Annotated in this window: 21 protein-coding genes; 13 read left to right on the top strand and 8 right to left on the bottom strand. The window is 46.2% G+C overall.

Going from position 1 to position 22,140, the window contains the following annotated elements; genetic code table 11:
• Positions 1-9 precede the first annotated feature (9 nt).
• On the top strand, positions 10-657 hold the full coding sequence (locus tag QUA58_RS12290) for a type I restriction endonuclease subunit R (protein WP_333394257.1): 648 nt from the start codon (positions 10-12) through the stop codon (positions 655-657).
• 120 nt (positions 658-777) lie between these two features.
• Here the strand turns inward: QUA58_RS12290 and QUA58_RS12285 are convergent, their stop codons facing one another.
• Positions 778-1,467 (bottom strand): hypothetical protein, encoded by a 690-nt coding sequence (locus QUA58_RS12285; RefSeq protein ID WP_333254473.1) that lies wholly within the window; start codon positions 1,465-1,467, stop codon positions 778-780.
• Between the two features lie 135 nt (positions 1,468-1,602).
• The gene (locus tag QUA58_RS12280) at positions 1,603-2,499 is read right to left on the bottom strand and encodes a TlyA family RNA methyltransferase (protein WP_333254476.1); all 897 of its coding nucleotides are present in this window, start codon (positions 2,497-2,499) and stop codon (positions 1,603-1,605) included.
• Between the two features lie 221 nt (positions 2,500-2,720).
• Here QUA58_RS12280 and QUA58_RS12275 point away from each other — a divergent pair, with 221 nt between their 5' ends.
• Positions 2,721-2,960, top strand: coding sequence for a hypothetical protein (locus QUA58_RS12275; protein WP_333254477.1), 240 nt, complete (start codon positions 2,721-2,723; stop codon positions 2,958-2,960).
• A gap of 239 nt (positions 2,961-3,199) precedes the next feature.
• Here the strand turns inward: QUA58_RS12275 and apcB are convergent, their stop codons facing one another.
• A complete protein-coding gene (gene apcB / locus QUA58_RS12270) occupies positions 3,200-3,709 on the bottom strand; it encodes an allophycocyanin subunit beta (RefSeq protein WP_333242076.1) in 510 nt (169 codons plus the stop codon).
• 358 nt (positions 3,710-4,067) lie between these two features.
• Here apcB and glnA point away from each other — a divergent pair, with 358 nt between their 5' ends.
• The 5 genes from glnA to QUA58_RS12245 all read left to right on the top strand — a co-directional run bounded on the left by glnA (position 4,068) and on the right by QUA58_RS12245 (position 9,031).
• Positions 4,068-5,489 carry a type I glutamate--ammonia ligase gene (gene glnA, locus QUA58_RS12265; RefSeq protein WP_333254479.1) on the top strand — a complete coding sequence of 474 codons (1,422 nt, stop codon included), beginning with the start codon at positions 4,068-4,070 and terminating at the stop codon, positions 5,487-5,489.
• A gap of 776 nt (positions 5,490-6,265) precedes the next feature.
• Positions 6,266-6,547: a hypothetical protein gene (locus QUA58_RS12260; protein WP_333254481.1), complete on the top strand. Its 282-nt coding sequence runs from the start codon at positions 6,266-6,268 to the stop codon at positions 6,545-6,547.
• Between the two features lie 2 nt (positions 6,548-6,549).
• The gene (locus QUA58_RS12255; protein ID WP_333254483.1) at positions 6,550-6,783 is read left to right on the top strand and encodes a hypothetical protein; all 234 of its coding nucleotides are present in this window, start codon (positions 6,550-6,552) and stop codon (positions 6,781-6,783) included.
• Positions 6,784-7,097: 314 nt separating this feature from the next.
• Entirely contained in the window at positions 7,098-8,003 is a 906-nt protein-coding gene (locus QUA58_RS12250; RefSeq protein ID WP_333394255.1) for a ferritin-like domain-containing protein, read from the top strand.
• A gap of 524 nt (positions 8,004-8,527) precedes the next feature.
• Complete coding sequence (locus QUA58_RS12245; protein ID WP_333254487.1) at positions 8,528-9,031, top strand: YbjN domain-containing protein; 504 nt, start codon at positions 8,528-8,530, stop codon at positions 9,029-9,031.
• 109 nt (positions 9,032-9,140) lie between these two features.
• Here QUA58_RS12245 and QUA58_RS12240 read toward each other — a convergent pair whose 3' ends face one another.
• The 3 genes from QUA58_RS12240 to QUA58_RS12230 form a co-directional block, all read right to left on the bottom strand.
• Positions 9,141-9,599: a divergent PAP2 family protein gene (locus tag QUA58_RS12240; protein WP_242722198.1), complete on the bottom strand. Its 459-nt coding sequence runs from the start codon at positions 9,597-9,599 to the stop codon at positions 9,141-9,143.
• A gap of 14 nt (positions 9,600-9,613) precedes the next feature.
• The gene (gene crtE / locus QUA58_RS12235; protein WP_333036045.1) at positions 9,614-10,540 is read right to left on the bottom strand and encodes a geranylgeranyl diphosphate synthase CrtE; all 927 of its coding nucleotides are present in this window, start codon (positions 10,538-10,540) and stop codon (positions 9,614-9,616) included.
• Positions 10,541-10,730: 190 nt separating this feature from the next.
• The gene (locus tag QUA58_RS12230) at positions 10,731-11,618 is read right to left on the bottom strand and encodes a LysR family transcriptional regulator (protein WP_333394253.1); all 888 of its coding nucleotides are present in this window, start codon (positions 11,616-11,618) and stop codon (positions 10,731-10,733) included.
• 111 nt (positions 11,619-11,729) lie between these two features.
• On the opposite strand from QUA58_RS12230, the gene QUA58_RS12225 reads away from it, so the two are divergent.
• Together QUA58_RS12225 and QUA58_RS12220 are read left to right on the top strand one after the other, a co-directional pair.
• On the top strand, positions 11,730-12,218 hold the full coding sequence (locus tag QUA58_RS12225; RefSeq protein WP_333254491.1) for a GNAT family N-acetyltransferase: 489 nt from the start codon (positions 11,730-11,732) through the stop codon (positions 12,216-12,218).
• A gap of 135 nt (positions 12,219-12,353) precedes the next feature.
• Positions 12,354-13,148 carry a methyltransferase domain-containing protein gene (locus QUA58_RS12220; protein WP_333394252.1) on the top strand — a complete coding sequence of 265 codons (795 nt, stop codon included), beginning with the start codon at positions 12,354-12,356 and terminating at the stop codon, positions 13,146-13,148.
• Between the two features lie 64 nt (positions 13,149-13,212).
• Here the strand turns inward: QUA58_RS12220 and QUA58_RS12215 are convergent, their stop codons facing one another.
• Together QUA58_RS12215 and QUA58_RS12210 are read right to left on the bottom strand one after the other, a co-directional pair.
• Positions 13,213-14,247 (bottom strand): histidine kinase, encoded by a 1,035-nt coding sequence (locus QUA58_RS12215; protein ID WP_333254494.1) that lies wholly within the window; start codon positions 14,245-14,247, stop codon positions 13,213-13,215.
• A gap of 540 nt (positions 14,248-14,787) precedes the next feature.
• Positions 14,788-16,188 (bottom strand): S-layer homology domain-containing protein, encoded by a 1,401-nt coding sequence (locus QUA58_RS12210; protein WP_333394251.1) that lies wholly within the window; start codon positions 16,186-16,188, stop codon positions 14,788-14,790.
• Between the two features lie 69 nt (positions 16,189-16,257).
• Here QUA58_RS12210 and QUA58_RS12205 point away from each other — a divergent pair, with 69 nt between their 5' ends.
• From QUA58_RS12205 to QUA58_RS12190, 4 genes are all read left to right on the top strand, one after another.
• Positions 16,258-16,698, top strand: a complete 441-nt coding sequence (locus QUA58_RS12205; protein WP_333394249.1) for a hypothetical protein — start codon at positions 16,258-16,260, stop codon at positions 16,696-16,698.
• 594 nt (positions 16,699-17,292) lie between these two features.
• Complete coding sequence (locus tag QUA58_RS12200) at positions 17,293-17,775, top strand: BON domain-containing protein (RefSeq protein WP_333394248.1); 483 nt, start codon at positions 17,293-17,295, stop codon at positions 17,773-17,775.
• Between the two features lie 398 nt (positions 17,776-18,173).
• Positions 18,174-19,382 (top strand): histidine kinase, encoded by a 1,209-nt coding sequence (locus QUA58_RS12195; protein WP_333254501.1) that lies wholly within the window; start codon positions 18,174-18,176, stop codon positions 19,380-19,382.
• Positions 19,383-20,871: 1,489 nt separating this feature from the next.
• Positions 20,872-21,933, top strand: a complete 1,062-nt coding sequence (locus QUA58_RS12190; RefSeq protein WP_333254503.1) for a pentapeptide repeat-containing protein — start codon at positions 20,872-20,874, stop codon at positions 21,931-21,933.
• Positions 21,934-22,140 lie beyond the last annotated feature (207 nt).

Here is a 22,140-nt window from a genome sequence, read left to right as displayed (position 1 = left end):
GTTTAAAATATGACACAAACAACAGCCATTACTGAAATTATCCAAACTTTAGCAGATGTTGAATCTCGATTCAATATTACGCGAACTGAATCGGAGGGATTTTTCCCAGAATGGTATGCAGATTTACCCGAAATTACAGAAGTCGATAAAGCCGCTCTCAATTTAATTCGGCGGCGATATCTCTATCATTTAAATGATGGAAGCCTTACAGAAGGAACCGTTACGCTAATTATGGGTTCGCCTCTATTGGAACGAGCGGGTTTTTACGATCCACCTTTTAAAATGATGGCTGAAAAATCTGTACAAATTGTTTTAGATGACGAGGATGATGAAGTAGAAACTCTCAAGGGAATGATTGATGTTTTAGTGATGCAAAATCAGTTTTGGGTGACACTCTTAGAGTCGAAGCGCACCACCATTTCAGTAATGTCTGCACTTCCCCAAACACTAGCATACATGACCGCCAATCCCCGCAAGGATAGACCGAGTTTTGCTGCGATGACAAATGGCAGTGAAATTGTATTCGTCAAGCTAGACTTTCAGAATCCGCCTAAATATGACTTATCAAGAATATTTTCACCGCTTCCTCTAATGAACGAACTTTATACGGTTCTTCAAGTCTTGATAAAAATTGGTCAACTGATTGCTCAGCCATAAAAATCGCAGTTGAGTATAAGTTGTCGCGCATTTATTTTGTGCACTTATTTTCATAAAAACCATTGTGGGCGGTTGCTCCTAGCCCGCCCGAAAAGTTTAATCTAAATACACAACAGCTTATTATCGTCTGGCAATTCTAACACCTTCCCTAAAATGGGCGATCGTCGCAATTACCGCTATAGAAAAGTAAAATATTCTAATCAGCCAAAAACACACCCGCATTGACCAAGAAACAATAGTCGGAGCAATTCCTGTGAACTGTACAAATCTGGAATTAACTTTTTTTTCAAAGCTGTCAAGGTCTTTCATCTCCGATTGTTTCGTCGGAATAACCGGAAACTGACCAGTATATACGTAATAACCGATAAAACCAGGCAATCCTACTTTTCTATTCAAAAATGAGTTAGTTAATGTTGCAGTTTGCGGAGGCGATAATTTATCGGATTCTCCTACTTTTTCCAGCCAAGAATTATATCTGATGGCTGGCGTAATCATGAAAACTAAGGGAACTATAACTATCAACAAAGCTGCACTAATTTTGCGACCATATTTAGGGTGTAGAAGATTTGTCGCCACACCCACTCCCATACCGATAAATGCAAATATCAATATATTTAACAGTTCAATAATTTCGATGCCCCTCAACAAATCGCCGATAATCAGAATTGTATATAATAATTTGTCTGCCAGTAGCAAAGCTGCCCACTTGATGAGCATTGAAACGCCTACAATAGTAGCTACAATTGCCACATACCCGATGCCACCTAGAACGTAAAGTAAAATTGAACCGGCTTGTTTTAATGATTGCATGGAATTATTCACTAAGTGAAAGTTTAGGAGTCTGATTGAAAAAAAATTTTGAAATTTTTGAGCAATCTGGAGTTCCAAATTTGATTTTTAAAAGAGATTAGTTTGACATCTTGAAATCAATCTAAAATCTACAATCTACAATCGATCGACAAGTTCCCGCGCCGCCGCTTTGGTGACTTGTGCGATCCGTTCTTTCACAACATCCTCTTCGATCGCCCTTTGGTCTGTTTCTTGTTCGCGATCGATCCCCAACCATAAAAGATACTCGATATTACCGGCCGGGCCAAGTAAAGGCGACCACGTTAAGCCTTTTTCCTGCCATCCTAAAGCTGTGGCTGCCTTCCACACTTGAAAAATCGCATCAGCTTGAGTTGCTGAGTCTCGCACTACGCCTTTTTTCCCGACTCTCTCGCGCCCTACCTCAAACTGCGGCTTTACCAGCAACACCGCTTCTCGCGGTGATACCAACAATTCCCACAGCGCCGGTAAAATCTTATCCAGGGAAATAAACGACACATCTACTACCGCCAAATCTGCATAAACCCCTATGGGCAACGAATCTTGTTCCCCCCCTTGAGAAGGGGGGGCTGGGGGGGGTGAATTCCCGTAAAGCTCAGCAGCAGTCATGTACCGCAAATTGGTGCGTTCTTTCAAAATTACCCTCGGATCATTCCTCAAGCCCCAATCTGCTTGACCGTAGCCAACATCTATGCCGTAGACTAGGGCCGCGCCGGCTTGCAGCAGACAGTCGGTAAAACCGCCTGTGGAGATGCCGCCGTCGAGACAAATTCTGCCTGCAACGGGAATCGCAAAAACTTCTAAAGCTTTGGCTAGTTTGTCGCCGCCTCTAGAAACGTAGCGCGATCGCTCTTTAATCTTAATTTTTGCTGCAATGTCAACCTCAGTGCCCGGTTTGTCAACTACCTGCTGGTTGATAGAGACTTTCCCAGTCCGAATCAAGGCCTGAGCTTGCTGTCTGGAACTGCACAAATCTAGGCTGACCAATAATGTGTCTAGTCGCTGTTTAGCCAAGGTTTTTAATCTGTACGGATAGGGTTAAGAACAGTACCAGATTAGCACTTACGCACAAGCCCCACTGCTAATTTTTGGCGATTATTTTGGTTTTGCGATTGTCGCGGGGCGATCGCCCCACCTGACATGATGTGACTGAGATCGCTCTGATTGTGTATTTTTATCACAGATAAACATTCATAGAATCACACAATAATTTTTGTGACTAGCGGATGATTTATATGCAGCTAAAAGCACTACAACTATCACCAGGGCGATCGACAATGAAAACAATTAACTTTCCTATCAGAAATCCTGGCACTTGTCAAGAAAATCCCCTCGCCTTCGTCAGCGGTGACATCATCCATATTCTTTACCCCAACGGCGAAGTAGAAGCAACAACCGTCGCACAAATCGAGCTGCGCCAAACCAAAAATCCCCTGGACAAATGCCTCGTCTGGGGATGTGTTGACGATTTTTAACATTAGTTTCAAACAAGAATGCAATTATAGGGAAGCTCCAAACCCTTAATTCATCAGTCATTCCCAATTATTCAAATTTTTAATCTATAATTTTTAATCTGAAATCTTTAATCTAAAATTGTATAACCCATAAAAAAAGATCGCTTGGAGGCTGTGAGGCCAAAAAAAGCGATCGATCCAACTGCTGCTAACTGCCAGCCACAAATGCAATTTGCGGCTAAAAGAACTAGCAAATTGACTTAAATATCTTGTTCGCTCAATTCGCGAATCAAGTAATCAAAAGGCTGCTCCAAAAAAGGCCCCACAGACAAGCCAGCAGCTTCCACCTGAGCCTTAACCATCTCCTTCATAATGCCAATCCCCATCACCGTCGGGCCAATGGGAACGCTTAGAGAATTGTAAGTTTCGCGCAAACCTTGCAGCACGCGCTCGTCTAGCACGTCGGTACTTCCAGCCACCAAGGCGTAAGTAGCATAGCGCAAGTAGTAGTCCATATCCCGCAGACAAGCCGCGTAACGGCGAGTCGTGTAGGCATTTCCGCCCGGACGGATCAATTCCGGCTGTTCGGCAAATAGCTGAATACCAGCTTGCTTGACAATTGTCGCAGCATTGCTGTTAATCGCCGCCGCAGCCTGTACCCGTGCCGTGCCTGTTGCAAAATAAGATTTCAACCGATCGATACCATCTCGGTCTAAATACCTACCAGCAACATCATAATTTTCAATCAGGCTCGTCACTGCATCGCGCATAAGTTTCTCTCCCAAAAATCTTTATCAATACTTTGCTATCTGAGACAGACCGCCTATTGTAGACTACTACAAATCGGCGTTTGATTAAGATTTGAGATAGGATTTTCACGAAGGGTAGTCTATCCGCGGCAAACTGTCGTAAAATTCAGCCGTTTGCCTTGTATCTTCAGCCGAAAAATCGACAGGGCAAGAATCACGAACTGCCCGGCCGCACTGGGCCCCTATTTCAAAATTTTGTAGCCCTAGATACAAAATAGTGGATACTGAAGGCCTACGATCGCCCAAACAGTCTGAAATCTGCCGTTAGCGAAGCCCTCGAAGAGGATCGCCAAGACCAAACCAATATCAGGAGTAAGTCATGTTCCAGACACCCCAAGAAGCCTTAAACTACATAAAAGAAAATAAAATCCAGATCGTTGACCTGAAATTCATCGATATGCCGGGGATCTGGCAACACCTTTCGCTGTACCACGACCAAATCGACGAAACCGCCTTCACAGAGGGCGTACCCTTCGACGGTTCCAGCATTCGGGGCTGGAAAGCCATCAACGAATCAGACATGACAATGGTCATCGATCCTACCACCGCGTGGATCGACCCGTTCATGGCAGAACCCACCATCAGCTTCATTTGCAGCATCAAAGAGCCCCGCACCGGCGAACCGTACAGCCGCTGTCCCCGCACCATTGCCCAAAAAGCCATAGACTACCTGCTTACGACCGGTCTCGGCGATACAGCATTCTTCGGCCCGGAAGCAGAATTCTTCATTTTTGACGACGTTCGCTTCGACCAAACCCAAAATTCCGGCTACTATTACGTAGATTCGATCGAAGGTCGCTGGAATTCCGGCAAAGAAGAAGCAGGCGGCAACCTCGGCTACAAACCGCGTTACAAAGAAGGTTATTTCCCAGTAGCACCAACCGATACCTCTCAAGACATGAGAACGGAAATGCTGCTGACAATGGCAAAATGCGGCGTACCCATCGAAAAGCACCACCACGAAGTCGCCACCGGCGGTCAATGCGAACTCGGTTTCCGCTTTGCCACATTAGTACAAGCCGCCGACTACTTGATGACATACAAATACGTCATCAAAAACGTCGGCAAAAAATACGGCAAAACCATCACCTTCATGCCCAAACCGCTGTTTAACGACAACGGTTCCGGGATGCACGTTCACCAGTCGATTTGGCAAGACGGCAAACCGTTATTTGCAGGCGATCAATATGCAGGTTTCAGTCAAATGGGACTGCATTACATCGGCGGCATTCTCAAGCACGCGCCGGCACTTTTGGCGCTCACCAACCCCACGACCAATTCATACAAGCGGTTAGTTCCGGGTTTTGAAGCGCCTGTAAACTTAGCTTACTCTCAAGGGAATCGATCGGCATCAGTGCGGATTCCGTTGTCGGGAACCAACCCCAAAGCCAAGCGGTTAGAATTCCGCTGTCCCGATGCCACATCCAACCCCTATTTAGCATTTGCAGCCATGCTGTGCGCCGGCCTAGATGGCATCAAGAATCAAATCGATCCGGGCGAACCTTTGGACGTGGATATCTACGACCTTTCCCCTGAAGAATTGAGCAAAATTCCTTCGACTCCCGGTTCCTTGGAAGGCGCTTTAGAAGCTTTAGAAAAAGACCACAGTTTCTTAACAGAAACCGGCGTATTTACCGAAGACTTCATCCAAACCTGGATTTCCTACAAACTAGATAATGAAGTCAACCCGATGCGGCTGCGTCCTCACCCCTACGAGTTTGCTCTCTATTACGACTGTTAGAAAATTAAGAATACAAAATTGAAAATGGGAATTATACCATTTTTAATCTTTGATTTTTAATTGAGAAGAACGCCGCCCTTAAAAGTGGCGTTTTTTTGCGGTTTAAAACTTCAGGATTGGGGCCCAGATTCTCCCGTTACCAGACACTATCTGGGCGACACTGTGAGTAGTAGCGCCCATTATAGCCTCCGAGACATTCTCTACAGCTCATTTGTTTGCTTTATCATCCACAATAGACCTTTTGCCTAAATATTTGATTAATGGGTTAACCGCAGATTTTAAGCGGATAAACACAGATGCAACGCAGATAATTCAATATAGTCTGCGAATGAATGCAAGAGGTCTAATAAACAAATCGTCAGCGGTAGTGCCTTCCTGAACCCGATATATCTTATTCAGAATGAAACGTGTCCGCGCCTCAGCTTTTGGTATGCCCGTAACTTCATCAGGATCGATAGAGAGGGCACTGCCTTCTTTTAATGTACCTTTCGAGTTACTTAAATTGCGATGCTCTTTTCTGCTATTTGCGCGCTGCGAAACTGTAAAGAATGCTCGGTCTCAGAAATATTCGAGGCAGCAGCTAGCGCCCACTTTTGCCCAAACCTAGAACCGCTGCAAAAGCCGTCAAAATTAGCAAAGGCTTGAAATAATGCACAGTTTTCATGCTTATTTGTTTGTCAGGTGCTGCTCTCAGTATAAAGTAGCAATTAGCAATTACCAATGACCAAACGATGTCCGATATTTTTGTGATGATCCGCAATCAGAGTAATAATGCTATGACTTCCGTTGAAGGCATTGCCTTTATTACTTTACTCACTCGGGACGGACGGGTATTGGCCGAAGAGACGGTTGCCTTGATTGAGGCAGATGCGGGGTTTGATGACTTGCCAACAGGACACTATACTGTAGTTGTCAGGCATGAACTGGTTGAACCGCGATCTGCCACCTGGGATGTAACTATCAGCAGTGAAGATCGAGTGATCATGCTGACATTTGTTTACTTAGAGCCCGAACGGGTTCTGCTTCGCATTCTAGCTTCAGTGGAAGAGAGGTTATGAGCATGACAGCTAAAGTTATTCCATCACAATCAATTAAAATGTTTCGCTATCGAGTGCATTTCTTGGCAAAAGACCTTTGGAATGAGAAAAACCCGGTTTGTCGGATGAATCTGGCTTTGCAGTTAGCGGATGCCGCGACAACGCTGGCTAGGTTGGAAGTAGAAGAGGCGCGAAAATTTCAACAAGAGCCTGCTAGTGTTGAGGCTTCAGAGTTTATGGAACCTGAAAAGTTTTGATGGCGCTACCATTGCTTGGGAAAGCACAGCACTTGCGGGGCTAGCAACTCAAAACTATTAGACATCCTGCATTCAGTCGAAAAGCACCTGAAAATTATCTGCGTTGATCTGCGTTGCATCTGCCATTATCTGCGGTTTCTGTATCGATCGAAGATTTATGCAATTGCTCGTCTGTAGAAATGCCAGCAAACAAAATTTCTCTGTATAAAATTTCCTCTGCTTGCTACACAAAAACTTCCGTCTTGCGAGGTAATTGGTTGTCGAAAAAACTGCGTTACACTTATACAAGTATCTTTACAAAACAACATAAAAGCATGACTGTTGCCTATCCCCACAAGCTTCGCAACGCTATGGGAGCGCGCGAAATTTTAGCTCAAGTAGTGCGCGATCGCGAAATCCACCTGATCACCCTCAACCGCTACCGCTTCAGCGAACAGCGCAGTTGCAAAGACCTCACCGACTTGATCGAACAGCTAGACGGCGAACCGGCAGAACTCGTGCGCGACCTTTCCCGGCACATCTCCGACGAAGCGCGGCACGCCATGTGGCTGACAGATTTGCTGGTAGACATCGGCCAAAATGTGGGAAAGCCGCCGGGAGTTTCCTACATAGACGAATTTGAAAGGTTGTATGACAGCGAACAACAAGACCCCACCAAAGACCGCGAAGATTTTGTAATTTCTTCCCTCGCCGCGATTAACGTCACCGAGAAGCGGGGATGCGAATACTTCTCAGCGCACATCCACGCCCTCAAAAAGGCTCCCCAAACCGACGAAAACGTCAAAATCCGCGAAACCATCGAAAAGATTTTTCCCGAAGAAGCTGGTCACGTCCGCTGGGGGAATCGCTGGCTGGGCGCAATTGCTGCTAAAAGCCCGGAACACCGCCAGAAGGTGGAACAGGCAAAACGCAAGTATGTGGCGATCGAACAAGCAGCATTTGAATCGGGAATGGATATCATGCTGGGGGCAGAACTCCGCCGCGTCACCCGCTTGGTGGACATTGCCAACACCATGCCGATGTGGGAACGCCCGCAATACCTGATGGAACGCTTGCCCAGAACCCTGCTGGCCCCCGACCTACAAATGACCAGAGTCGATGTAGCTCAGCGCGCCTGGAACCGCGACCCGCAGGCATTTGTGGAGAAATTGGTGCCGATGTTCCTCAACGGGTTGAATACCATTGAGAAGAAGCCGCCGGCGACTAAGCCCAAGGCTTAAAAACGATCGCGAACCTGGTTGAAACCGCTCTGCAAGTCAAACTTGCGTCTGCCTCCGCAAACAAGCGAGATATACTGGTTCCCAGGCATAGCCTCGGAACCAGTTATTTAAAGTCATCATTTTAAGCTTGAGCAATTGACATACTCACCGACTATCAGGTGCGGTGATTCTTGACACTTCATCGAAACTTGCTAGCGGACTAGACTTACTGTCTCTGGGCGCCCGTTTAAAGTCTCCCAATGCCCTATGGCGACTATCAAAATCTTTCAATTGTTGAAATTGAAAATGTATCAGTGCATTCAAGGTTGGATTCCACCATTGCCCTACATCTGCTTCCCGGATCTACTTCAGGCTCGGTTTCTTGCCTACTAATTTTCAGCAATATCGACTGCAAAGTTGGGTGGGTTGTTTAGACCACTTCTATTACAGCACAAGTTTTAGGAAAGCCGTCCTAAAAGGACGGGGCTTTTACCCAAGTTTTCGGTAAACTGATTATTGGAATAGTTTTCCGTCTAAATATAATCATGACTACCAGCGAGCCGAACATACAAACAGCTTCCGCAGAAAGCCTATCGAGGGAAAGCGCGATCGCCTCTGAGCAGGTCGAAAAAGCCACAGCCGTCACCTATGCAGAAGAAATTGAAACTGTCATCGCCAGCATGGCTGTAGACCAAAAAGTGATGGTCGGTCAAAATGAAGCTGGCGGACATCTTTGGAAGTTCAAGTACGGCAGTGTTGAAGTGTTCGTGCAACTCACGGGCGAAACCGAAGATGATACTTTGACTGTTTGGGCTTTTGTACTGCAGTTGCCGGCGAAGAATGAAGCTCAATTAATGCGGAAACTTCTAGAAATGAATTGGCTGTCTACTTTGGAATCTCATTTTGCGATTGTTGACAATCAAGTTGCGGTAATATCGACTCGGACGATCGCCGAAATCTCGACCGGAGAAATTTCTCGGGTGATTACTATTGTCGCCACGATCGCCGATGACAACGACGATATTCTGCAAGCAGAATTCGGTCATTAGTCATTAGTCATTAGTCATTAGTCATTAGTCAGCAGTCAACAGTCATTAGTCAGCAGTCAACAGTCAACAGTCAACAGTCAACAGTCAACAGTCAACAGTTAACAGTTAACTAATATGCAGGCCCTGCGATCCAAGCAATAGTGATTCCCAGCCCCAAACCGACAAGCACTTGAAAAGGAGTGTGTCCCAGCAACTCCTTCAGGCGAGCCTCATTCAGGTTGTGATCTTCCTCAAAAAACTCGTCAATAATTTGGTTGAGGATGCGAGCTTGCTTGCCTGCTGCTTGGCGGACGCCTGCTGCGTCGTACATCACAATAATTGCAAAGATCGCAGCGATCGCAAAATCTGGACTTTCCCATCCCATAGTTTGTCCCACTCCCGCAGCCAAAGCGCCCACAAAAGACGAGTGAGCGCTGGGCATTCCCCCCGTTGTTACCAAATACCGAAGATTAAACTTGCGATTTTTGACCAACTCGATCGGCAGCTTCATGATCTGAGCCGCCAGACAAGCGAGCAAAGCAACCACGAGTACATGATTGTTTAATATGCCGCTGCAAATTTCCTGCATAGTGTTTGGTATTTCTAGTTACTGCGGCTGGTAATAAAATCGGCGATCGCCAGCAGCGGTAGAGCTTTGCTCCCAAACACTGCCAATTGAGCCTTAGCATCAGCAACAAGCTGCGAAGCTTGGCGCCGAGACTCCTCAATTCCCCACAAACTCGGATAAGTGACTTTTCCTGCTTGAACATCTTTGCCAGCAGTTTTGCCCAGTTCTTCTTGGGTAGCAGTAATATCCAGAATGTCGTCAATGATCTGGAAAGCCAGCCCAATATTTTGAGCGAAACGAGACAGCCGCTGCAAATCCGCAGCAGACGCCCCAGCCAGAATTGCCCCACAAACTACGCAGGCTTCTAACAGCGCGCCAGTTTTGTGAGCGTGAATGTAATTCAAAGTTTCCAGAGAAACATCTGTCTTTCCTTCCGATTCCAAATCAACCACCTGGCCGCCTACGAGTCCTGCAGCGCCGGATGCCCGCGCCAAATGGGCGATCGTCTGCAACACCTGCTGGGGGGGTACGTTCTGAGTTTTAGTGGCGATAAATTCAAAAGCATAGGTCAACAAACCATCGCCAGCCAAAATGGCAATATCCTCGCCGTAGACTTTGTGGTTCGTCAGTTTGCCACGCCGGTAGTCGTCATTGTCCATTGCCGGCAAATCGTCGTGAATCAGCGACATCGTGTGGATCATTTCCAAAGCGCAAGCTGTCGGAATTGCCATAGATGTAGTGCCGCCGGCCAGTTCGCAGCTAGCCAGACACAGGATCGGACGCAGGCGCTTGCCCCCCGCTAGCAGCGAGTAGCGCATTGCTTCGTAAATTTTTTCTGGGTAGATGACCGGGAGTGCACTGTCGAGAGCTACCTCGATCGCCTCTTTTCGCTTTACTAGATAAGTAGATAAATCGAAAGAGGATTCCGGTTGGGACGAACCCATTTCTGTTGCCAATACCATCCCTTGCTCTCTTGTACTGAATAGTTATATGGGATATTCTGAGCCGTTCAGGTCGCATCGTGCCGACTTTTACGGCAGTAGTTGCTCGAACTCCGAGCATCAATTAATCATTCTACGGGTGTTGTTGCACAGAAAATCTTTGAGTTTTGATAACTTTGTCAAATTACCAGTCAATCTAAAATTTACAATCTCAAATATGAAATCCGCTGATTTGTCGGGCGACTTCCAAGAACCGCTGCACCGCCGCCGTTGGATCGCTGCGCCAAATTAGGGCGATCGCCACAATGCAGGTTGATTCTGGCAAAGATTTGTAAACAACCCCGCTGCGCTGGAAATTTTGCATCGATGCGGGGACGATCGCCACCCCCATCTCGGCAGCTACCAGACTCACAATGGTTTGCATTTGAATGGCTTCTTGAGCTGCGATCGGGCTAAAACCGGCTTGCTGACAAAGACTGACGATCGCATCGTACAATCCCCGAGCCTGGGATCGCGGAAATAAAATGAACGGTTCGGTAGAGAGTTCGCGTAATTCTACCTGCGCGCGATCGGCCGCCGGATGCGTTTCTGGCAGTGCCACGATCAGCGGTTCTCGAAAAACGATTTCAGAATTTATCCCATCTTCCTCAACCGGAGGCCGCACGAAGCCGATATCAATGCGCCCTTCTCGCAGCCGCTGCAACTGTTCGTTTGTCGTCAATTCGTGCAGTTCCAGCTTGACGGCGGGACACCGAGTGCGAAAGGCCTGCAAAATCGCTGGAACCACGTTGTGTGCTGCAGAACTCACAAAGCCGATCGTCAGTTGGCCGAGTTCGCCCCGACTTGTCTGTCGGCCGAGTTGAATTGCTCGATCGACTTGCTGCAGAATTTTCTGTGATTCCTCAAAAAAAAGCTGTCCCGCTTCCGTGAGCACAACCGTCCGCTTCGTGCGTCGAAACAATTGAAATCCCAACTCTGCCTCCAAATGCTGGATTTGTTGGCTCAGCGGAGGTTGGGCAATATGCAGTTTTTCCGCTGCGCGAGTGAAATTCAATTCCTCTGCAACGGCAATGAAATAACGCAAATGCCGAAGTTCCATAGCTCCCCAATCATTAATACTTTAAAAGTATAAGTGGTTAGTTAAACATATATTGGACATTTATGAAGACATTTCATACAGTGATTAATAGGCGAAGTTGAGAATTAAACAATGGCTAATTTGGATATCAAAATTAGAGAAGCAGAACTTGCTGACTTGGAAACTATTCTGACTTTTATCGCGCAAAAAAGCGAGTTCGATGGAGCGAAAACTTTGTTAGCAGCAACCGCAGAGCAATTGCAGCAAGCTTTATTTAGTCAACCTCCGCTAGTGCGGGTATTGTTGGCAGAAATTGAAGGAACTGCGGTAGGATTTGCTATGTTTTATGCTACCTATTCAAGTTTGTTGACGCAGCCTTGTCTGTGGCTTGATGATTTATTTGTGCAAGCTCCCGTGCGCGGTATGGGAGTCGGTACAGCGCTGTTAAAGTATTTGGCAAAAATTGCTAAGTCAACAAATTGCGGGCGGATTGAATGGACTGTTAATGCTAATAATGCGCCGGGAATTGCTTTTTATGAAAAGCAGGGAGCGCGGATTTTGAAAAATATTAGAGTTTGCCGTATTGATGGGGATGGAATTGGTCTGCTTGCTGGCAAATAATTTAATAACGAACCGCGTGTTCGTCTCAGAAACACGGTTGATCGCTACACTCTTCAACCCGCGCACCATCAGGGTTTTGCTTGTATATAAGCGGTTTCAACCGCCCTGTGTAATTTACAATTTGAGGAATTTCAAATGTCACAATATTCTTGGAATACATCTCTTTACGAGAAAAATCATGCTTTTATTTGGCAGTACGGTGAATCGCTTTTGGAGTTACTCGCTCCGAAGGCGGGAGAACGAATTCTGGATTTGGGCTGCGGTACGGGACAGTTAACTGCAAAGATTGCTGAAAATGGTACTTTTGTGCAAGGTATTGATTCATCTTTGTCGATGATTTCCACGGCAAAATTTAACTATCCTCACATTAACTTTGTGGCTGCGGATGCTAGGGATTTTCAAGTAGAAGAGCCGTTAGATGCTGTGTTTTCTAATGCTGTTTTGCACTGGATAAAACAACCGGATGCTGCGATTAATTGCGTGGAAAAAGCGCTGAAGCCTGGAGGGCGTTTTGTGGCTGAGTTTGGCGGTAAGGGGAATGTGGGGGCGATCGTCCGGGCGCTTTTGAGTGTTTTGTCGGAAATTGGCTGCCAGGAGCCTGAAGCGCTTAATCCTTGGTATTTTCCGAGTATTGGCGAGTATGCTGGGCTTTTGGAAAAGCAGGGATTTGATGTGGGTTATGCGGTTTTGTTCGATCGACCGACTCCCCTAGAAGGTGGCAGCGCGGGTATGGTAAATTGGATTGAGATGTTTGCTGGCGGGTTTTTGTCGGGGTTGTCTGATGATGTGCGTGAAGCGAAGCTATCCCGTAGGGAATCGCAGATAATTAACTCCGTTGAAGAGCGTTTGCGATCGGCGCTGTACCGCGATGGTAATTGGATTGCAGATTATCGCCGAATTCGCGTTGTTGCTGTCAAAAATTCCTATTGACTCAATAAACATCGCAACAACCCGGTTTCTTTGATAAACCGGGTTGCTAAACACAGAGCTTAGTTTAAATCTGTTCTTCCCCTTGATTAAAACGCTGAATTCCTTCATTTTCCTCTACGCGTACAATAGCATCTTTGGGAATATTGAGGATGCCTGTAAATGAATTTTGGCTTACTTTCAAAGCTTGTTCCTTATTTTTGTGTTCGGCAAGTTCGCGCTGTAAATTGTCAATAGTCTGTTGAAAGCGAGTGGCTTGTCTGAGCATTTCTTGTTCTGAAAAATCCAGCAATTGAATCAAATTGGCAACTTGATGTTCCAGTAACTGGGTTTCGGCAAAATTGTTATTATTAACAAAACTTTTAGAATTTTCTGAATATTCAAAAACACTTTGTTCGTCGGGGATGGACAATGCTGTTTTGACACTAAGTGCCAAATATTTAAACATTTCAGCCGTGCTTGGGGGAATTTTAACTTTCAGGAACATCACTACCGCAAACAAACTTCCTGACGGCAGAAGTCCCCCAAATCCCAAGACAGACTTGACTTGGTAGGGGATAATTAAGGAATTTTGCTCAGGAATAAAGCGGCTGCCTTTTGCTTCTGATACGTGAAAAATATTTAATACTGCGGGCTCTAATTGCAGGAACCTTTCTGGCTCAATTCCGAGGAATGTAGGAATGTCTAAACCGAACTGCCTGATTATTTCCGAAATCGCCGGCATTTGAGCCACTAATTTTGTGCTAACTAATGGAATAGCTGTATTTTCTACTGCTGTGTGCCGAGAATTCCACTGCGGTTGTGTGCCTGCGGCTGCTAGCAGAGTCCAACATTTCATGTCGGCGGCGGGAGAATTGCCCTTCATCAAGCGACGGGCGGATTGTTGCAATGAGTCTTCTAATTCCCCGTAGGGATGAGTTTTGAACAAACGCACTAAGGCACAGGTATTTTCTCCTGTTTGCGAGTCGCAAAAATGTTGGTAAATATAGTTAACAATTTTCTGGCTGCTGGCTTCCATACTAGCAGTATTTCTGCCTAAGTGGCGCAGGACTAAGCTGCATTTAGCCATGTCTTGCGGGGTAAATAAGGTAATATCGTACATTCAAAAACGCTCTCCCAGAACTCAAACACTCTTTTCCATTTATCGTTAAGGTCGCTAACGCATCCGGAATCCTACTGAGAGTTTTGAACAAAGTGTTAGTGAAAATATGGAGAACATTTGCCCGCCAAATGCAGTGGTTGTATGGCAGGATACAGAAATTAAGATTAAAGCAAAAAAAGTCTATTCCCTAGGGTAGGTCACAGGGACAGAAAAGCCGATGTACAATTTATAAAATAATTTTTTACGAGAACTCCCCCAGAGGAATTAAAGAAACGGGGTTTTTCACCGGATATGCCTCGCGTTTTACAGGGCATTTTCGTAGATAAAAGTCGGTTTCTCGGTAAGCCATATTCACCGAAATCCTAGAAACTCAAGCTGCTATTTTTGTGGCGGGCGATCGCACGCCGATTGATCAAAAATTGGTACAATTTTGTCAGTTTTGGACGCAGAAACCGGGTTTGCTTACAGAGAAAAAACCCGGTTTCTTGGGTATTGGTAAGTAGATGCTGTCTTCAAAACTTTTAACCACCCCAAACAACTCTACTGAGCAGGTGGAGACTTTGCTTCCAGGGCATCTTTAGCAGACAATCCCTGATCTTGAACGCCAAAATACCACAAACTAGCAGCAGCTTCGGCCCGAGTCACCGATTTCTTCGGCTGAAACAGAGTAGTAAAACCAAAAACGCGGCGAATATTCGCTAAGTCTCCATTGTTAAAATCAGCTAAAACTGCCCGCGATGCCTGGGAATCAATCTTAGAAGCATCTTGAAAACCCCATTTTTCTTTCACTCCGTCAATGTTAGCTGTCGGTAAAACTTGACGACTATCTAAAGGCACTTTCCAAAGAATCATTGTTTCGCGAGTTAAAGGTGCATCCGGGCGAAATTTCACATCTTTACTTTCTCCCGAAAGCGAACTCGGAATTACACCGGCTTCTGCTAAACCTTGAATTGCTGAAAAATCCGGGTCTGTTTTGGGTACGTCAGAAAAGGCTGGTTCGCTAGAGTCTACTGCTAATCTAATTTGTTTGGCTTGACGGCTAGCATAAATCTGATTGTTAGCTGCTACTAACCAGCGGGCGTATTCGCGCCGAGTGACAATTTTGTTGGGTTTGGGCAAAGTGCTGGCTGTTTCTAAATTAGCACTTTCTGTTGCTCGCACTTTCAGCACTTCCAACTGAGTTAAATCAGCCACATACTGCCGCAACTGTTGAGGAATTTGGCTTTCTTCTTCGCTAACTTTTGCTGATTTTGGCGAGGCGGATGGCGTTGGAGTAGTTCCCTCTGAATTAGATGGAGTTGGTGAAGCGGTTGGAGATGCGCTAGACTCGGAATTATTAGGTTGGGGACTGGCGGCAATTTCGGGGCTTTCTTTGCTGTAGTCGATCGCAAATTCTGTAGAACCTCCTACTTTCTGAGTAGGAGAAAGCGACACAGTTACCCGCAAATTATCTCGCGTTGCTACCAAAGAACCTTGTCCCTCGGCGGTGGGGCGGCTGACTATTTCCCAGTTGCGACGCCCAAACTCTGTGGAGTAAAAGTTCTGAACCGAATTAACAGGATCTGTGCTTTCCCAGCGCAGCCGCACATTTTTTTGCGACGGATCGGTTTGCCCACCAACTTCGATTAACTCAGCATTAGGATAGAGTGGAATCTCTGTAGGGAAATCGGGAGGAAGTTTGGCGGTAGAGTTTGTCTCAATTGCTTTCGCTGGTGGCGGGGAAGAGAAAACTACTGGGTTTTGTTTTAATTTGGGATCGGCGGCTAAAGATTCTTCGAGGGCCTTGCTGTTGGGGCTGTTTGCACAAGCTGTGACAGCAGCCAGCAGACACACAGCCAGCCAAGTATTTACAGCAACGAGTATATTGGTTTTATTGGTTTTAGTGATTTTAGATCGTCCTTGAGAGTTGCCTCGCCGTTGAGTAAATATAATATTCAGCATAAATCCCCCCTTTGCGGATATATTTCTAGGCTAGCGCAGATCGATCGGGCATATATAATTTTTACCCAAATGAAATTTCTGTATATACTTTTAGTTATTGCTACATTACTTTCATACCCTGTCAAGTTGGCCCGTCCCGCTGCATCTCAACCAGCCCCGCTGCGGATAGCCATTCAGACGCCAGAGTGGCAGCCATTTTGCTCGGCGATGGGTCAGTTTGCGATCGATATGCCGGCAAATCCCAAAATTAATTCAGAAACTTTTTCAAATCAAATTATTGCTCACACATACGGATCGAACTTAAAAAACAAAGAAACTTATTTGCTTCAATATGTTGACCTTGATTTTCGGATGAGGAACAATAATATAAATAATATCAGAATTACTTTAAATAATGCCGTTGATTTTTTCGTCGTGGCAGCGAATGCTAAAGTCTTGCAAGTGCGGGATCTTTCCCTCGGAGGCTATCCCGGAAAAGAATTTGAGTTTTCAGTCGCTTTCCCCGACTGAACCTGTAGGTGTAGGTCAAGTTTTTTTGGTGGAAACGCGCGTTTACGGCCTGGTTGCCACTACCCCAGAACCAGAAAATGCTCAAAAATTTCTCGACTCTTTTCGTTTGTTTTGAAGCAGGAAGTTTGGCAATGAGTAGTGTAGGAGATTTAACAGATTTAACGGAGAGAGCTTGAGGGAATAAGTCAGAGGTTGCAGGGAAGAGAGAAAAATTAGTTGGGAGTGGGGATCGAATTTATTAATAAAACTTACGCTTGGCAACTGGGTGTTTAGGAAAATATTGGCTTTGGCAACAAAAAGGTCGCCATCAACCGGGTTTTTGAGTAATAATGTGGTCAAAACTCAATTACGCTCAATTTGACTTAAGACTTTATTTGATTTTTGTACTCTATCTAACGACATAGATGAATTTTACACCCGTGGAGCGATGTAGATACTTGCTCCAGTTTGTATATTTAATATAAGGATTTTTAAATCGCAGAAAGCACAAACCAGAAAGCACAAACTAAAGATGCTGTCTTGCTCCATCTGGCTCCCATCTGGCTCAACCAAGTCAGCCTCATTGAAAGCTTACCCGGAGGGTATTAACCTATTATGAACAAACTAACACCAATTCTCCTCAGCTGCATCCTATTATTTGGAGGTGCTGCTTGCAGCGACGGGGCTAAAACTAGCGCTGATGCTCCTAATTCTGCCACAGGAAATACTACTAGCCCGCCCCCAGCCGAGACAGTTCAAAAAACTCAGGGTGACGCAACGAGCGATATTCGCAAAAACCAAGCAAATTCTGATATCAGGGCCAGAGAACAGCGCAACAATGTGACGGGCGGTGATGCCATAAGAGCCGACGGCGACCTCCAAAGTGAAGTGCGCTCCAAGTTAGAAGTAAACATCACTAAAGGTCAGCTAACTGTTGACGCAAAAGATGGGCTTGTCACCGTAGGCGGCACAGTTCCCAATCAAACTGATTTAGCTAAAATTGAGCCACTAGCTAAAGAGATTAAGGGTGTCAAACAGGTGAATGTTACTGCTGTTGTCGCCCCCGCTGCACCCGCATCGCCTAGCAGCAGTCAATAAATTAGAAGGGAAAAGTCCGAGGGAAAGAAGGGAGAAGGATGTAGTTATCTAGGAGAGAAGTCTGAGGGAAGAGGGTAAAGTTTGGCATGGTAAGATTGCTTGCGGAGCGGAGTGCAACGCTTAGGTGACTCTCTAGGGAGATCGGGGTTTTAAGTTAAAGAGTTTAAATTTAATTTTAAATTCACGCAGTCAAAACTCCCGCAATACCTGCAATTTCCCCTTCCCCATTTCCGATTTTCCATCCCGGAGAATTAGTTGGAAACCAACCTGAAGATAGAGCGGGAAGTTATTCCCAGCGACCGATGAAAATTGTTGGGAAAAAATGACTAAATGTGATTGATGGCAGAGCATAAATTCTGTGATTGTGTAAAAGTAGTATATTTTCGAGGAGAAAAAAAATGTCTTTAGGTCAACACAAGCGAGCTGTAGGAGCATTTTCTAATTACCGAGATACGGAACTAGCCCTGATTGAGCTGCAAAGTACCGGGTTTCCGATGAATAAAGTTTCGGTAGTTGGGGAAAATCTCGATCGCGGCGACATTGCGGGCGCTACCGCTGGTAAGAGTACCGACGAGAAAGTGGGCGGTGGCGCAAAAGCAGGCGCGACAGCGGGAGTTGTGACGGGCGGTTTGATTGGGTTACTCGGAAGCATTGGAGCGCTAGCGATTCCGGGAGTTGGCCCGGTGATGGCGGGGGGTGCGATCGCCACTCTGCTGGCAGATACTGTAGTCGGAGGCGCGATTGGGGCTGCAGCAGGCGGTTTGGTCGGCGGTTTGGTCGGCTTGGGAGTTCCCGAAGCAAAAGCTAAAGCTTATAACGATCGCGTCTCGCGCGGTGAATATTTGGTATTCGTAGAAGGAACAGATGCCGAACTTGCCACAGCCGAAGGAATTATGAGCGTGCGGGGCATTCAGGATTGGGGCATTTACGATGTGCCGGCAGACACCGGCCGCAGAGCTGGGGGCCACCAGAAGCGCGCCGTGGGAGTATTTTCAACCCGCCGCGAGACGGAACACGCACTGGGAGAACTGAGAACTACCGGTTTCGACATGAATCGGGTTTCGGTCATCGCTAAGGATGCTGACTCGAAAGGGGACATCGCAGGCATTGACGTGCACGACAGCGCGGATAACAAATCCGATGAAGGGGCCACAAAGGGCGCCCTCACAGGTGGCACTTTGGGCGGTTTGACAGGTTTGTTGGTAGGTCTGGGTCTAGTGGCTATTCCGGGCATCGGGCCGATTATGCTGGCAGGAGCCTCAGCTACGGCGATCGCCACTACACTCGCCGGTACGGCTTTGGGTGCGGCAGCAGGCGGTTTGATCGGAGCTTTAGTCGGTATGGGAATTCCTGAGGAGGAAGCTAGAGCATACAACGATCGCGTGGCAAGGGGAGATTACTTGGTACTGGTTGACGGCAGCGAAACAGAAGTCGCTCAAGCCGAAAGCATTCTGAGTCGCGGAGGTATTCAACATTGGAACACCTACGACTATCCCAGCGTAGATAGTGCTCGGGCTGATTACGGCGCTCCTGGCACTCCCGGCGTTGATACTACGGCTGATATTTACGATCCCAATCAGGGCGTGACAGGCCACCGTCGGGTTTAATAATTCAGACTTTGTTTGGGTATTGTTTCTACTTTCTGCAGGGTAGTCGCACTCGCGCGCTAGGATTGTGGAAAGTGATCCAACCAACACCCGCGAGCTAGCGGTTTTACGCTTCGTCGGTAAAATTATCTCAAAAGTCGGCTTTTTCTCTGAAAGCCGGCTTTTGTTTTGTTCTGGAAACTTAAAAAAGCCACCTGTCAAAAGTTTAATTTTGATTAGCGGCCCAGTCCGTGAGCTGGGCTTTGCGCCGGAGGATCGATCGGCTCCCTGAATTTTTACGTCCTAAATCCGCAGCGGTTTTTGAGTCTGTAACACTCACTACTGCTCGATTTTAAACCCCGCAGTATTATCAAATTCGATGACATAAATTACCACAGATATTGCCTGGTTAGTCAAAGAGCGACTATCTTTAATTATGGGTAGCTAATTTCAGCAACTTATACAGGTCAAGTAGCCAGTCCCACGCGCTCAGAAAAGCCTGCGGTGGTCGGCAAATATTAGAATAATAATATTGTCGTCGCCTTCCGGCAAGACTTAGGCTGGTCATTAGTTGGCTGTAGCAGCCCAATTGCCGTTGGCAAGACCTGCTACAGGAATACACTTTTTCTGGGAATGCCTCAGAGAAGCATTTGAGAAGCCCAGGAACAGCTTTTATGTTCGGGAGCGCGTCTGGTGTCGGGTGTTCTGTTAATTAGAACCGCAAGCGCTCATGGATCGAGTAAAGATTAACAGCAAGCACAGCAGCGCGAGAATACGGGAACGACTCGCGAGCCATTTTTTCGCGCAATCTCAGGCTCAGCACAGCGTATTGCTTGCTTCGCCGACGATTCGCTCAGAACTCCGACGGAAACAGCCTTCCTGTTGGTTTTCACTGGCACGGAGCACAGTGGGGGGAGGTGACACTAGCTGAGCTGACCGGGCTCTGCTTTCATGGGCAATCGAAGATAGAAGGCACTTATGTAGAAGGCATTAGGGGTTGAAGCTCCGATATCTTGTTTCTTGATTGCACGAATAAATCCGATCGCCTGTACTAGCAATTTTTCTGGTCAGAATGTGGCGCGGATGCCGCCAGCAATACCCCAAATATTCGATCAACCTTGACAAGATTGATCGACAACTTCTCGGTATTTTGGTAAAGAGTTAGCAGGTAATATTTAGTGGTTAGCAGTTAGTATAAACACAACTAACCATTAACAACTAACATCAACCGCCAACTAATTACTAGCAAAATAATACTTACAGGACTTACAGGCGGCGAGAAACGCGATTTTTTCATAACTTCCGCGCTAGCCAACCTCAGATTATACCAGAACCAGGTTTATTTTCGTAAATTATAACTAGGTGAGCAGGGTGATGGTAGGAATCAAGCAGTTTTGACAATTGTTAATGTGGCAGTATTAGTTTAAACAACTTACTACCAAACACGATAGTACAAACTTTCAGACAACATAGAACATCGAGAAATTAAGGAAACTCACTCAATTTTTTTATGAATTTCACTGAAATTTTAAGTGCCGATGAACTTTTAATTAGACATAGAAACGGGGAACGAGATTTTCGAGGAGCTAACCTCATTGCAGCTCATTTGAGTGAAGCTAATCTTAGTCGAACAAATTTGAGCAACGCTAATTTGAAAGGTGCTAACTTAATTAGAAGCAAACTGATAGGAGCTAATTTAAACGCCGCCGACTTGAGCGGGGCTAATTTGTCTAAGGCGAAATTAATTGAAGCTAACCTCGGGAGTTCTAGTTTAACTGGAACTGTGGCGATCGCCGCAGATTTTAGCGGGGCAAATCTCAGCGGAGCAATATTGTCTCAGGCTGACTTGAGCAAAGCTGTGATGACGGGAGCGAGTTTAGTAGGAGCTTGTTTGCTAAGCGGCTCAAAACTAACTGAGGCTAATTTGAGCGGGGCGACGCTGAGCCGAGCAATTATGAGCGGGGTTGACTTAAGCAGAGCAAATCTGACGAGAGCGATTCTCAGCGAGGTAGATTTGACCGGGGCAAACCTGAGCGGAGCAACTTTAACTCGGGCTTATCTCAATCGCGGAAATCTCAGCGGCGTCAATTTGGTTGGGGCTACTTTGAGCGAAGCAAGTCTGCGGGAGGCTTCTATTTGCGCTGCTAATTTGAGCGGTGCTGACTTGAGCGGTGCTGACTTGCAATCCGCCAATCTAAATGGCTCTAATTTGAGCGGTGCCGACTTGCAGGGAGCTAATTTGAGTAAAGCTAATTTAAATGGTTTGATTCTGCACAATGCTGATTTGAGGGCGGCGAATTTGAACAAAGCTTCTTTGCGGGGAGCTAACTTGAGCGGTGCAAATTTGGCAGGTGCTAGCTTGCTGGAAGCGGATTTGCGGGGGGCGAATTTGAGTCACGCCAATTTGTCGGGAGCGGGTTTGCTGCTGAGTTCTCTGACAGGGGCGAATTTGACAGGAACTAATTTGTCGGAGGCTAATTTGATCGGGGCGAGCTTGAATGTTGATAATTTGAATGAAGCGGCTTTGGGCGGGGCGATTTTGCCGAATGGAGCTACTCACAGCCGGGATTGATAAGTTGATTCAGGAAAAAGAGTTGTGAGTTTTAAGTTAAATAATCTTTAATTTAAAACTCAAAACTTTTGACAATAAAGAATTCAGGAGTCAGAATTCAGAATTCAGTTATCGGTTGTGGGGGGCGGGTTGATAAAGATTGTCGGCGATCGACAATCTATTGACAATCTATGAAAATTCGGACTCAGCGATGCAGTCTCAGAGGCA

Origin of the sequence: Microcoleus sp. N9_A1 (genome assembly GCF_036701795.1) — a bacterium.
Lineage (GTDB): Bacteria > Cyanobacteriota > Cyanobacteriia > Cyanobacteriales > Microcoleaceae > Microcoleus.
This window is presented reverse-complemented; position numbering and strand designations above follow the sequence as displayed.